Genomic DNA, 13,177 nt, shown 5'->3' on the forward strand with positions numbered 1-13,177 from the left:
CGCCTCACGGGGTCCCGACGCGCGGGTCCTGCCGGACGGTGACCTGAGCGTCGCCGTCGTCGGCGGGCACGGGTGCGAGCACCGAGATGAGCGTCCCGTCGGGGCGCGCCACGTCGGCGACCAGGGCCCACGCGAGCTGCGCCGCACCCTCGTCCGGGACCAGCTGGACGGCCGCCACCGCGGACCCGGGCACGGCCTTGCCCTGCGTGCCCGGCACCACGGGCCCGGTACCCACCAGGGTGTCGGTCAGCCACGTGCCGGTGCTGCCGGCGGGCACCGTGAGCGGCCGCTCGGCGAGCAGGCGTCCGTCCGTGCCGATCAGCCGCAGCGTCCCGCTGGCGGAGCCGGAGGTCCCGACGGCGCCGACGACCAAAGTTCCGCGCGTCCCGCCGGGCACCGTGACGATGCCGTCCAGACCGCGTGGCGACGAGGCCACCCAGGCGCGCTCGAGGCTCGGGGCCGGGTCGAGCGTGGTCGGGGCGCCGGCGCGAGCCACCTGGCCGGCCGCGACCACGGGACGCGGGGAGTCGACCACCGCGGTGTAGGAACCCGCCGGCAGGCCGCCGAGCGGGATGTCGGTGACCTCGCCGGGAGCAAGCTCCACCTGCTCGCCACCGGGGAGCTCCTGCGGGCCGTCCGGGCCGAGCAGCCGCACGTGCGCGGTGGTGCCGGTCCTGCCGGGGACCATGAGGCGCAGCGCGCCGGCGAGCGGGCTGTCGACAGCGGCCGCGACCACCGAGAGGCCGGGCACCACCTGGTGCTTGCCTGGCGCGGAACCGGGCGCTACGAGGTCGGACCCGCGCGGGGTGAACCCGTCGAGCTTCGTGTCCTGCACGTACGTGGTCACCGCGCCGCCCGTCGCGCGCACCCGCACGACCACGCGGCGCTGCTCGGGGGCGATGGCCGCGAGGTTCACCACGCGCTGCGCGCCGGGGGCGACGAGGTAGTGGTCCGCCGACAGGTCCACCTTGCCCGCAGGGCCGTACACGGAGACGGTCACCTCGGCGGGGGTGGCCCCGGCGGCAGCGATCACCAGCTGCGCGGTGCTCGACAGGTCGGTGGCCCCGCCCACCAGCCAGGCGTCGGTGGTCGGGCGCTGGCACGAGGCGGCCGACAGCCCGCGCAGGTCACCGGCGGTGACCACGGAGCCCACCGCGGCCGAGAGCTGGGCCGCGGTGTCCGTGGGTCGGGCGCTCACGACGAGCGCGCCGCCCGGACCGTTCACGCGCGCGGCGGACGTCCCGGGAGACAGGGTCGCGACGGCTGCTCCGCCGGCTGCGGGTGTCACCGCCCCGCCGGCGGAAGAGGCCGCGGCGGCGACGAGCGTCATGACCGGCGCGACCGGGGTCGGGTCGAACGCCTTGTCACCGCCGCCCTCCGGCAGGATGAGCGGTGCGGGGCACGTCAGCGCGACCGCCGAGGGCGGCACGGTCACCACGGTGCCCTCGTGCACCGGAGGGGCCTGCGGCGCGGGCGTCCGGATGCCTCCCGCGACGACCGCGGCCACGAGTGCCACGACACCGATCCCCGAGACCGCGCGCACGCTCCTGCCCAGCCACACACCGCTCATGCGCGGCCTCCCCGTCGACGGCGCACCGGGACGGCGAGCAGCACGCTGACCAGCAGCACCAGACCTTGCGCGACGAGCCACGGAGCGCGCTGCGGCGCGTCGTAGTGCACGGTGAGGTGACCGCCCGCGGCGCCCACCTGGAACGCCTGCCGCCACCCGTCGTCGACCGCACGCAGGGAGTGGCCGTCCAGCCGCGCCTGCCAGTGCGAGTCGGCGCGCTCGGCGAGCACCAGGAGGCGGTCGCCGCTGCCCGCGGGGATGGTGGTGCTGATGCTGCGCTGGTGGGAGTCGACCTGGGTCACCGGTGTCGACGCGTCCGTGACGTCAGCACCCGACGCGGCGAGGCGCGCCCACGAGGTCGCGGCATCGACGCCGTCCTGCTCGAGCGGCTGCACGCGCCAGAGGGTGCCGGACCGGCCCTGCGTCACCCGCTCGAGGCCGGCCGTGGAGTCGAGGGTCGCCACGAGGCCGTCGCGGGCCGTGCGGGCGGACGAGCCACCGACGGCCGGAGGCACCAGGACGTCCGCGACCGCGAGCGCACCGAGCGGCCCGGCCACGTCACCCGACGCCCCGCCCATGAGCTGGGCGACGACGTTCTCGACCTCCGTCGTGGCGGCGTCCGGCCGGCCGAGGGTGGCCTCGGTGAGGCCGCCGGTCAGGGTGCGGGTGCTGACGGCCGCCGCCTGGTCCACGAGCAGGGGACCGTCACCGCGCAGCAGCTGCCACGTGACGTCCGGGCCCTGGGCCTGGCCCGCGGGGGCTGCCGTGAGCGCGAGGACGCGGGAGGCAGCCGGCGAGGTCTGGGACTGCTGGCCGACGGCGGGGACCACCTCGTGGTCGATCGCGCTGAGGCCGACCGCGTCCCCGGCCCGCGCCTGCCACGTCCATCCCGTGAGCCAGACGACGGGCACCACCACGGCGACGGCGGTGACGAGCGCGACGAGCGGCTGCCGCCAGCCGAACGTGTGGAGCGCGAGCCGGTCACGCAGCCGCTCGGAGCCGAGCACCGCGGCGGCGAGCAGACCCAGCCCGGCCAGGGAGACCAGCGGCCCGGTCCAGCCGTACGCGACGGCGCCGTCCTGCGTGCCGACGGGCACCTGCACGACGACGACCGAGCTCGCGAGCGCCAGCGCCGCGACGATCCAACCCACGCGCACCGCGCGCGCGGCGGGCGCGCCGCGCAGCAGCGCCAGGAGGGCCAGCAGGACCACGACGCCGCCGAGCAGCAGCGGCCACACGTCGGCGAGCGGCTGCGCCCACGACGGCACGAGCGTCGACGCGTCGGACGGCACGCCGAGCAGCCGCTCGACCGAGCCCGAGGCCTGGTCCGCGACGGGGAGGCCGGGCCCGGCGATCAGCAGCCGCCATCCGGGCACGCCGCGCCGCACCACCTCGACGAGCGTGGGGCCGAGCAGGACCACCGCCGGAGCGAGCGCGAGCAGCAGCCGACCGCGGTTGCGGGGGGCGGCGAGGGCGAGCACGAGCAGCGCGAGGGCACCGGGCACGAGCAGCACGGGCGCTCCGGCGACGACGACCGCGAACGCGAGCCCCGCGCCGGCGGCCGCTGCCACCGAGCCCGTCGGGTCCGGCACCCCGACCAGGTCGACCGTCGTCTCGCCGGCGCGCTGCGTCGGCACGGTGGGCGTGCCGCGCACGGGCGTCTCGATCGAGGCCTCGTCGGCGGCGTGCGCAGCCGGCTCCACCGGGGCGTCCGCCGAGCCCTGCGCCGCCTGCCCGGTCTCGTCGCGCGCCGCGGTCGCGAGCCCGGACAGCACCTGGTCCACGCGCTGGATCCCGACGGCACGCGCGGCGCCGAGCGCCACCCAGGGCAGCGCCACGTGCGCGAGCACGGCACCGAGCCGCCCGTCGCCGAGGCCCAGCAGCAGCGTCGGCGCTGCGGCCCACACCACGGCGGCCCAGGCGCGCACGCCGACCGACCGCGTCGCCGCACCGGCAGCGGCCCAGGCACCGAGCCCCGCGAGCAGCACGGAGCCCAGCAGCAGCACCGCGACCACGGTGGACAGCTGCCCACCGGCCACGAACGTGGGGCCCACGAGGACGTCGAGCAGCGCGTCGGCGGGCCCGGGCGCGCCGAGGCCACCGGCCACCCAGCCCGAGGTCGCCGCCGCCCAGAGCTGGCCCAGGTCGGAGGCCGCGGGGGACAGTGCCTCGCCCACCAGCCGAGCGCCGCCCGCGGCGGCACCGATGAGCGGGCCCAGCGCGACCGCGACGACGAGCACGAGCATGCCCGTGAGCACGCCCAGCGTCACGCGTCGCCGCGTGGTGAGGGCGGCGAGCTCACGCAGCTCCAGCTCGCTCGGGGCCTGCACCACGCGGCGCGCCTCGGCACGGGCCAGGCGGCGATCCTGCGCCTGGCGCCAGACGTCCTGCCACGTGGCCTGCAGGGGTCGCAGCGTGCGGCGGGAGACCGCGCGCGAGCGGCGTGCGGTGCGGCGCGCGCGGGCGATCGCGAGCGGCCGGGCGAACGCCTCGAGGGGCGCGCGGAGCTCGTCGACCGCGAGGCCGGGCTGCTTGGCGGCAAGCTGCACGAGGCAGCGGACGACGCCGAGCACGACCGCGAGCACGGCCACCACCGGGACGAGCAGCAGGGGCGCCGACGTCAGCCGCTGGTGCACCAGCGCGCGCCGGCGCGCCGCGTGCGAGCGACGCGAGTCGGGTGCGGTGTGGTGCTCGTCGCGCAGGCCGAGGTAGGACGCCTGGGCGTGGCGGACCACGGCCTCGGGCACCACGATGACGCGGTGCCCGGCGAGCCGGGCCCGGCGCGACAGGTCCAGGCCGTCGCCGAACGGGCCGAGCACGGGGTCGGTGCCCCCCAGCGCGTCCCACACGTCGCGCCGGACCAGCGCGCCGGCGATGCCCACGCCCAGCACGTCGTCGCGCGCGTCGTGCTGCCCCTGGTCGAGCTCCCCCGGCTCCACGTCGGTCATGCGCCGACCGGACCGCGAGGTGCGCAGGCCCGCCTCCAGGAGCCGCTCGGGCTCGTCCCACGTGCGCTGCTTGGCGCCCGCGACGCCGACCGAGCGGGCGCGCGTCACGGCGCGGGCCAGCTCCGCGAGCGCCGTCGGCGCCGGGGCGCTGTCGTCGTGCAGCAGCCAGAGCCACGTGGCCGGAAGGCCGTCGCCCTCCCCGCCGCCCAGCAGGGCTCGGCGCACGGCGTCGCCGAAGGTGCGGGCGCCCGGGACGGACACGGTCGTCAGTGCAGGCTGCGGCGCTCCGCCCGCGCTCGTGACGATCCGCTCGAGCAGCGGCGCGAGCGTGGGGTCCGGCGTCTCGCCCGCGTCGACGAGGACGATGCGCAGCGGGCGACGGGTCTGCGCGGCCAGGGCCGCGAGCGTCGTCGGGAGGAAGTCGGTCCGGCCCCGGCTGACGACGACGGCCGTCACCGGCGCCGTCGCCGGTGTCGAGGAGGTCGTCGTGGGGACCACGGGAAGGAGCGTCTCAGTCATGCTGCGGCCCATGATGCCCGCGCGATCCGCTGCATCCGGCAGCGACACTCGCGACCGTCACACAGGTTGCGTTCAGACTACGCGGCGCTTGAGCTTGCGACGCTCGCGCTCGGACAGCCCGCCCCAGATGCCGAAGCGCTCGTCGTTCGCCAGCGCGTACTCCAGGCACTCGGCCTTGACGTCGCAGCCCGTGCAGACCTTCTTCGCCTCCCGCGTCGATCCGCCCTTCTCGGGGAAGAAGGCCTCGGGGTCGGTCTGAGCGCACAGCGCGCGCTCCTGCCAGCCCATGAGCCCGTCGTCCTCGGGCGTGCCGAACAGGGGCAGCACGTTGTCCGGCGGCGTCGGTGCAGCCGTGCGCGCGTCGGTGGGAAAGCTCCCGTCGCTGTCGAGCAGATTCCACATGCGTGCCTCCGTGCGGCTGGTTGCTCGTTCTTGCTTCGGTGAAGCTCGGGCGATGCGGTGCGAGGTGTCCGGTCGAGGATCGACGGGACCTGTTGGGATGAATTACACGCGTGTCGTTCGCGCCCGTCAAGCGGGGGCGTGATAGTTGTCCGGGTTTGCCGGGTGAACTTGCGCCCCGCGCGACGTTCGGCGTGTCGCGCCTAGGCTGACGCCCGTGCCCTCGAAGACCCCCCCGACGACCATCGCCGCCCTGCTCAGCCAGCTCACGCGGGAGCCGGGGCGTCCCCGGATCACCTGGTACGGCGCCGACTTCGAGCGCGTGGAGCTGTCCGGCGCGGTGCTGGACAACTGGGTGAGCAAGACCACCAACCTGCTCGTGGAGGAGTTCGACGCCGCGCCGGGCGTGCGCGTGCTCGTCGACCTCCCGCCCCACTGGCGCACGCTCGTGTGGGCCCTGGCGGTGTGGCGAACGGGCGCGCACCTGGTTCTCGACGGAGCGGCCGACGTCGTCGTCACGGACAGGCCCGCGGACCACCCCGGCCCCGCCGTCGTCGCCGTCTCCCTGCCCGCGCTCGCGCGGCGCTTCGACGGCGAGCTCCCGCGGGGCGCCGTCGACGCCGCGGCCGCGGTCATGACGTACGGCGACGCGATCGGCTGGCTCCCGCCCACCGACCCTGCGGCACTCGCGCTCGACGGCGTGGCGTACGTCGAGCTCGGCACGTGGTGGCGGGCGGCCGACGACGCGCGCGTGGCGGTCGACGCCGGCACGGACACCGGGGCCTTCCTGGCGACCGTCGTCGGCGCGCTCGCGGCCGACGGTTCCGTGGTCGCGATCTCCCCCGCGCGCCGTCGAGCGCTGAGGGGCTGTCCGCGTCAGCTCGACGCGACGACCTTCCAGTACTCGGTCGACCTGGGCAGGTACGTCCCGGCGGGTCCAGTCGCCATCCAGCGCGCGCCGGGGATGACCGCGTCGGGCACGAGCGCGCCCACGGTGTACACCGAGCAACCCGCGTCGATCCAGTCGGCGACCTCGGCCTTCGTCCGGTCGGAGACCTTCGGGAGCACCGCGTCGGAAGCCGAGTACTGCACGCCGTCCGAGCCGCGCAGGCGGACGGTGAGGTCCGCCGTCGATGCCGCGGGGTCCCGCGGAAGGTTGCACGCGACGACCGTCGTCGTCACGTAGCTGCTGCCCTCGGGCGCGGCGGGGTTCGACGGCTCGGCAGCCGCGACGGCCGCGTCGGCGTCGAGGTCGGAGTAGTCGAGCATCATCAGCCACTCGCCCACGATCCCGGGCGCCTGCGGCGCGGCGGGGTCCGCGATCGTGGAGCCGACGATGATGTCGGCCGAGTGGCTCGCCACCTTCCCGGCCCTGTTGCTGACGACGACGCGCAGGGAGCTGCCGTTCTGCGCGGTGCGCGCCGTGAACGTCAGGGTGCGGGTGTGCGAGCGCAGCGTCGTCCACGTGGTGGAGTCGGGGCGCTGGATCTGCCACGTGTAGGACAGGCCATGACCAGCCGCCTTGACAGAGAACGAGGCCGCGTGCCCGCTGACCACCTGGAGGCCTTGCGGCTGCGAGGTGATCCGGGGCCGGGAGACCACGACGAGCCGGGCCGACGCCGACGTCGCCCTGCCCTTGCTCCCCTTGACCGTGACGCGGTAGCGCGCACCGTCGAGCCTGCTCGACGCCGTGACCGAGTAGGACGAGCGCTTCGCGCCCGAGACCTTGACGTACGAGGAGGCGCCGGGCTTGCGGACGTACCACTGGTACGTCCGCTTGGTGCCCTTGGTGCGCACCGTGAAGGTGGCCTGGTGGCCGGCGACGACCGTCGCGGGGCGCGGCGACGCGGTGATCTTCGTGGTGACGACGGTCGCGGCCGCGGCGTGCGAGACGGCGCCCCCGCTGACGGCGCCCGGGCTGACGGGTGCGGCGCTCGCCGGGGCGACGAGGCCGAGGGCGAGGGCGCTGCCGACGACGGCGACGATCCCTGCGCGGCGAGCGGACGGACGGACGGGCATGGCACTCCTCGAGCTCCGGCGGGAGATGGGGGGATCCCGCTCATCGCCCTATCGGTTGCGCGAGGCACCGTCTTGACGTGACCCTCGTCTCGCCATCCGTCAGGATGTCCCCCATGCGAGGCATCATCCTGGCCGGTGGATCCGGAACCCGACTGCACCCCATCACCCTCGGCGTGAGCAAGCAGCTCGTCCCCGTCTACGACAAGCCGATGGTCTACTACCCGCTGTCGACGCTGATCCTGGCGGGCATCCGCGACGTCCTCGTCATCACGACGCCGCACGACGCCGAGCAGTTCCGGCGCCTGCTGGGCGACGGCTCGCAGTTCGGCATCTCGATCGAGTACACCGTGCAGGCCGAGCCGAACGGCCTGGCCCAGGCGTTCGTCCTCGGCGCCTCGTTCCTGGGCTCGGAGCCCGCCGCGCTCGTGCTCGGGGACAACATCTTCTACGGCCCCGGGCTCGGCTCCCAGCTGCAGCGCTTCGCGACGGTCGACGGCGGCGCCGTGTTCGCCTACCGCGTCGCCGATCCCACCGCGTACGGCGTCGTCGAGTTCGACCAGACCGGCCGGGCGCTGTCGATCGAGGAGAAGCCCACGGCCCCCAAGAGCAACTACGCCGTGCCGGGGCTCTACTTCTACGACAACGACGTGGTCGCGATCGCGCGGAACCTGCGCCCGTCGGCGCGCGGCGAGTACGAGATCACCGACGTCAACCGCACCTACCTCGAGCAGGGCCGGCTGCAGGTGGGCGTGCTCCCGCGCGGCACCGCCTGGCTCGACACCGGCACGTTCGACTCGCTCATCGAGGCCGCGGACTACGTCCGGACGGTCGAGCACCGCCAGGGACTGAAGATCGGCGCACCCGAGGAGGTCGCGTGGCGCCGCGGGTTCCTGTCGGACGACGACCTGCGTGCCCGCGCCGAGCTGCTGGTCAAGTCCGGCTACGGGACGTACCTGCTGGGGCTGCTCGAGGAGGGGCGCTAGGCGCCGGCGGCCCGGCTCACGGGAGCACCGACGTCAGCCCGGCCAGCACCCGTTCCAGGCCACGGGGCTCCTGGTACCGCGCACCCACCAGCTCGACGAGCGCCGAGGGCTCGAGCCCGGCCAGCGCGTCGGACGTGAGCACCGTCTGCGAGCGGTCGCCGTCGAACACCGACGTGTAGTCGTCGAACTTGAAGTCGCCGCCCGCCAGCTTCCCGTGCAGCACGAGCCGGGCGTTCGGCACCCCGAGCGCGTCAGCGAAGATCAGCCCGTGGAGCGAGGAGGAGACCACCGCGTCGCACGCCGAGATCTCCCGCGCCACCTCCTCGGGGGTCCAGGCGACGTCGATGACCCGCACGCCGCTGTGCTTCGCGATCTGGCCGACCCACGGGTGGCTGGCGTCGGTGTAGTGCGGGATCACGCCGAGCGAGTACCGCTTGCGCACCGGGCCGTCGACCAGCGTCGCGGCGAGCAGGCCGGGGTCGCCGAGCTGCAGGTTCGCGCGGACCGCCTCCGAGAAGTACGCGGCGGTGCTCGTCCCACGCACGGCGCGCGGCGCGAGGTCGTCGAGCGAGTCGTAGGTCTGCGGCTCGATGAACCCCGAGCCCCAGATCACGGGCAGGGACGCGCGGCGCCGGGCGATCGCGATCTGGAGCACGGAGCCCGCGGCGACCACGTCGGCCCGCTCGAGCGGGGTCCAGACCACGCGCCGACCGGTCAGGCGCTCGAGCAGCGGCGCCGAGACCTCGTCGCCGAAGTTCAGGTCGTACGGGTGGCGCCACCGCCACCACCACAGACGGATGTCACTCACCGGTTGCTCCTTCGACCGCGCCGACCACGACGGCGCCCTCGTCCACGTGCACTGCGAGCCCCGGGAAGTCGGCCACCGGGGTCGAGCGCGGCACCGAGACGGGCCACAACACGCCGTCGACCACGACCGACAGGCGCAGCGTGAGCGGCTCGGTGGCACCGGGGGCCGGTGCGGGCAGCCGCAGCGCGGTCCGGCCGTCGTCCAGCAGGCTGAACGGCAGCCGGTGCCGCGCGTCCCGGCTTCCGGCCGGCTGCACCTCGGCGTAGGCACGGAGCGCCTCGTCGACCGCTCCCGTGACGACCGCCTCGGGGCGACCGTCCTCGTCGGGGCGGAGCTCGACGAGCCGCACGTCGCGCACGGAGGAACGGCGCTCGACGACGAGCCCGCCGCTCGACCCCTCGTACGTCACGACTGCCCGGCCACCGGCCAGCGGGACGCCGTCGCGCGGCACCGCACGCCGCAGCCGCGTGCCGATCTGCGACCAGTCCCCCACGCTCGTGCCCCAGACGGGCGCGACGAGGAGGGCCCACGGCCCGTCGCCGGTGAGCGACGCGGCGTCGATCCGGATGTTGCCCGCGACGCCCTTGGCCCCGTCCTCGACGTGCTGCCCCGTCACCTTGACGCGCAGCGCGACGCGGCGTCCGGTACCCCGGTCGGCCGCGACGGCACGAAAGGCGTCCGGGAACACGGAGTAGTCCGCGGTGCCCACCCATGCCCGCAGGTCGGCACGGGCGTCCTGCGCGGACAGGGATACCACCTTGTCGAGCGTCGCGGGCATGACGCGGCTGGTCATGGGCTGCAGCCGCTCGCCGGCGCCCACCAGGGCGTCACCGACGCGGCGCCGCGTGCCGGCGGCGAGGCGCCGGAGCGTGCGGGAGAGGCGGGCGGGCTTCTGGCTCATCGGGTCGCGCACTTTCTAGACGGGCCCCGGGCTGCTGGGGAGAGCGTCGGCGGCTCGTGCCGGGCACGGCTCACGGGCGGAACTGCGGGGGGAGCTCGGCACCACATCGTGCCACACGGCGAGATCGGTGCCGGACGGCGCCAGGGCTAGGCGAGCACCTCGGCGGCCGCCAGCGACCACCGCTCGTCCCATGCGCCGATGGGCTCGATCCCCGCGGCGCCGAGCGTGCGGTGGCCCAGCACGGAGTACGCGGGGCGGGGTGCCGGGCGGGAGTAGGCGGCGCTCGTCGTGGGCCGCACGATCGCCGGGTCGAGACCGGCCGCGGCGACGACCGCTTGCGCGAAGCCGTGCCACGACGTCCGGCCCGAGGCCGTGCCGTGATACGTCCCCGCGGGTGCTCGCCCCTCGACCAGCCGCACGACGAGGGCCGCGAGGTCGCGCGTCCACGTCGGCTGCCCCAGCTGGTCGTCGACCACGTCCAGGCCGCCTCGCTCCGCCGCGACGCGCGCGATCGTCTTGGGGAAGCAGGGGCCACCTGCGCCGTACAGCCACGCCGTCCGCACGACGAGCGCGTCGGGGTGCTCGGCGCGCACAGCCCACTCCCCCGCGGCCTTGGTGCGGCCGTACGCGGAGCGGGGGGCGACGGGCGCGTCCTCGTCGTACGGGCTCGTGGCGCCGCCGTCGAAGACATAGTCGGTGCTGATCTGCACCAGGCGCGCTCCCACGGCGGCCCGGGCGAGCACCGCCGGGCCGACCCCGTTGGCGAGGAACGCCGCGCCCTCGTCGGTCTCCGCGGCGTCCACCGCCGTGTACGCGGCGGCGTTCACCACCACGTCCGCCCCCGCGAGCGCGCGCCGGGCCGCGACGAGGTCGGTGATGTCGAGGTCGGCACGCGTGAGGGGGACGACCGTGGCGCCGGCCTGCTCCGCGGCCTCGACCACGTCCCGTCCCAGCATCCCGCTCGCTCCGGTGACCACCCAGCGCACGACGACCTCCTCTGGTCGGCCCCCGTGGCCGTCCGATCGCCCACCCTAACGAGCCGACTACTGTGGCCCCGACGCCCGGCGCCGAGAGACGAGGAACCCATGGAGTACCGCGAGCTGTCCGTCCCCGGCGCCTGGGAGATCACCCCGCGCCAGTTCGGTGACCCCCGCGGGGTGTTCCTCGAGTGGTTCAAGTCCGCGCCGTTCGCCGAGCACGCGGGACATGCGTTGAGCCTCGCGCAGGCGAATCTCTCCGTCTCGGCCGCGGGTGTGGTGCGCGGCATCCACTTCGCGGACGTCCCTCCGGGGCAGGCCAAGTACGTGACCTGCGCGCGGGGCGCCGTGCTCGACGTCGCGGTGGACCTGCGCGTCGGCTCGCCGACCTACGGTCGGTGGGACTCGGTGCTGCTCGACGACGTCGACCGGCGCGCGATCTACCTCTCCGAGGGCCTGGGGCACGCCTTCATGTCGCTCGAGGACGACTCCACCGTGCTGTATTTGTGCTCGACCCCGTACAACCCGACCGGCGAGCACGGCATCCACCCGCTCGACCCGGAGGTGGGCATCGCGTGGCCCACCGCGGCGCGCGACGGCTCCCCCCTGCACCCCACGCTGTCCGAGAAGGACCGCGAGGCGCCGGGGCTCGCCGAGGCCGCGCAGGCCGGGCTGCTCCCGCGCTGGGAGGACGTCCGCGCGTACATCGCGCGCGCGTCGCAGCCGCAGGACTAGCGCTCGGGCTGCTCGACCACCGGGTCGGCGGCGGGCTCGTCCACGGGCTCGGCCGCGGGGTCGACCGCCGAGTCGGCCGCGAACAGCTGCGGCAGCACCTGGCGGAACGCCTCGACGAGCGCGTCGGCACCGGGCGCGGACCCCGGCTCGGCCGCCAGCTCCTGGACGAGGTAGCGGCGGCGGCTGCCCCCCTCGAGCCCGATGGCGCGCAGGCGGTCGTCGGCCTCGTCGGTGCGCGCGACCACGAACGCGGCCCACTGCTCGCTCGGGCCCGGGATGAGGTCGAGCCCGTAGCGCGCCTCGTCGTCCCCCTGCACCTCGACGACGCCCACGCTGTCCCGCCATACCCACACGCGCGTGACGCGCCCGGGCCAGGCGTCCTCGACGGCGGCGCCGACCCGCTCCATGACCGACTGGATCGCCTCGCTCGGCACGGCGGACAGCGGCGCGACGGATCGGGTCTCGACCACGAGGTCGCCGTCCGCGCCCGGCTCGACGGCGCGGTAGCTGACCTGCTCGAGCGGCACGAAGCGGTTCACGCGCTCGCGCGCCGGGTTGGACCAGTTGCTGATCGTCGACCCGTCGGCGCTGCGGCGGTAGGCGACCTGGTGCTCGTCCGGGTACCAGTCGAGGTGCCGCGCGTCGTACGGGTGGTACAGGCGCACCCCCTGGGCCAGCCGGCGGTAGGGCTCACCCGCCCGGTAGACCGCGAGTGTCGTGTCGATCGGCGCCTCCTGGTACGCCACCCGCCGCCCGGCGATCGTCGTGAGCTTCGGCTCCCGGGACCAGAACCGCCCGATGTGCCGGTTCATCATCGCGCTGTACAGCGGGTAGGTGGTCGGGACGTCGTCGATGCGCAGCATCGGTCCGACGCACTCCATGGTGGGCATCGCGTCGAGCACCGCGAGGTACACCTCGAGCGTGTCCGTCGCGCTCTCGCCGATCGAGACGTCGCAGTCGGAGACCGCGTACGGCGAGGCCGGCCGGTCGCGGAAGATCGCCTGGACCGACTCGTCGACCAGGTTGAGCTCGGCGGCGGAGGAGATCTTCTCGCGGCGGAACACCGTGACGCCGCTGCGCTCGAGCTCGTCGAGCACCTCGACCGTCTCGGGGTCGTCGCTGCCGTTGTCGTGCACGAAGATCTCGACGGGCACCGTCTGCCGGCGGTAGCCCTCGACGACCTTGCGCATCATCGGGCCGCGGTTGAACGAGATGAGCACGACGGGCAGCACCAGGTCGGGCTCGCCCTGGCCGCCCGCGCGCGTGAGTGCTGCCGCGAGTCGCTTCAGTCGCTGGATCACAGGCAGTCGCCTCCTTC

10 protein-coding genes are annotated in these 13,177 nt (G+C 75.3%); 3 read left to right on the forward strand and 7 right to left on the reverse strand.

What is annotated here, in order from left to right:
• Window positions 1–4 precede the first annotated feature (4 nt).
• The 3 genes from QRT05_RS10405 to QRT05_RS10415 form a co-directional block, all read right to left on the reverse strand.
• On the reverse strand, window positions 5–1,570 hold the full coding sequence (locus QRT05_RS10405) for a DUF5719 family protein (protein WP_289447164.1): 1,566 nt from the start codon (window positions 1,568–1,570) through the stop codon (window positions 5–7).
• Entirely contained in the window at window positions 1,567–5,037 is a 3,471-nt protein-coding gene (locus tag QRT05_RS10410) for a glycosyltransferase (protein ID WP_289447165.1), read from the reverse strand. The genes QRT05_RS10405 and QRT05_RS10410 overlap by 4 nt, the downstream gene beginning before the upstream one ends.
• 72 nt (window positions 5,038–5,109) lie before the next feature.
• Window positions 5,110–5,439 (reverse strand): WhiB family transcriptional regulator, encoded by a 330-nt coding sequence (locus QRT05_RS10415; RefSeq protein WP_289447166.1) that lies wholly within the window; start codon window positions 5,437–5,439, stop codon window positions 5,110–5,112.
• 214 nt (window positions 5,440–5,653) lie between these two features.
• Here QRT05_RS10415 and QRT05_RS10420 point away from each other — a divergent pair, with 214 nt between their 5' ends.
• Together QRT05_RS10420 and rfbA are read left to right on the forward strand one after the other, a co-directional pair.
• On the forward strand, window positions 5,654–6,622 hold the full coding sequence (locus QRT05_RS10420; RefSeq protein WP_326522644.1) for a TIGR03089 family protein: 969 nt from the start codon (window positions 5,654–5,656) through the stop codon (window positions 6,620–6,622).
• Window positions 6,623–7,568: 946 nt separating this feature from the next.
• The gene (gene rfbA, locus QRT05_RS10425) at window positions 7,569–8,438 is read left to right on the forward strand and encodes a glucose-1-phosphate thymidylyltransferase RfbA (protein WP_289447167.1); all 870 of its coding nucleotides are present in this window, start codon (window positions 7,569–7,571) and stop codon (window positions 8,436–8,438) included.
• 16 nt (window positions 8,439–8,454) lie between these two features.
• Here the strand turns inward: rfbA and QRT05_RS10430 are convergent, their stop codons facing one another.
• From QRT05_RS10430 to rfbD, 3 genes are all read right to left on the reverse strand, one after another.
• A complete protein-coding gene (locus tag QRT05_RS10430; protein WP_289447168.1) occupies window positions 8,455–9,246 on the reverse strand; it encodes a polysaccharide pyruvyl transferase family protein in 792 nt (263 codons plus the stop codon).
• Window positions 9,239–10,147, reverse strand: coding sequence for a hypothetical protein (locus QRT05_RS10435; protein ID WP_289447169.1), 909 nt, complete (start codon window positions 10,145–10,147; stop codon window positions 9,239–9,241). The genes QRT05_RS10430 and QRT05_RS10435 overlap by 8 nt, the downstream gene beginning before the upstream one ends.
• Window positions 10,148–10,293: 146 nt before the next feature.
• On the reverse strand, window positions 10,294–11,133 hold the full coding sequence (gene rfbD, locus QRT05_RS10440; RefSeq protein ID WP_289447170.1) for a dTDP-4-dehydrorhamnose reductase: 840 nt from the start codon (window positions 11,131–11,133) through the stop codon (window positions 10,294–10,296).
• A 99-nt stretch (window positions 11,134–11,232) separates the two neighbouring features.
• On the opposite strand from rfbD, the gene QRT05_RS10445 reads away from it, so the two are divergent.
• Window positions 11,233–11,859, forward strand: coding sequence for a dTDP-4-dehydrorhamnose 3,5-epimerase family protein (locus QRT05_RS10445; protein WP_289447171.1), 627 nt, complete (start codon window positions 11,233–11,235; stop codon window positions 11,857–11,859).
• Here QRT05_RS10445 and QRT05_RS10450 read toward each other — a convergent pair.
• Window positions 11,856–13,160: a glycosyltransferase family 2 protein gene (locus QRT05_RS10450; RefSeq protein ID WP_289447172.1), complete on the reverse strand. Its 1,305-nt coding sequence runs from the start codon at window positions 13,158–13,160 to the stop codon at window positions 11,856–11,858. The two genes, QRT05_RS10445 and QRT05_RS10450, sit on opposite strands and share 4 nt — an antisense overlap.
• Window positions 13,161–13,177: the final 17 nt, after the last annotated feature.

This window comes from Cellulomonas edaphi, from assembly GCF_030362815.1.
In the GTDB taxonomy this organism is placed as follows: Bacteria; Actinomycetota; Actinomycetes; order Actinomycetales; family Cellulomonadaceae; genus Cellulomonas; species Cellulomonas edaphi.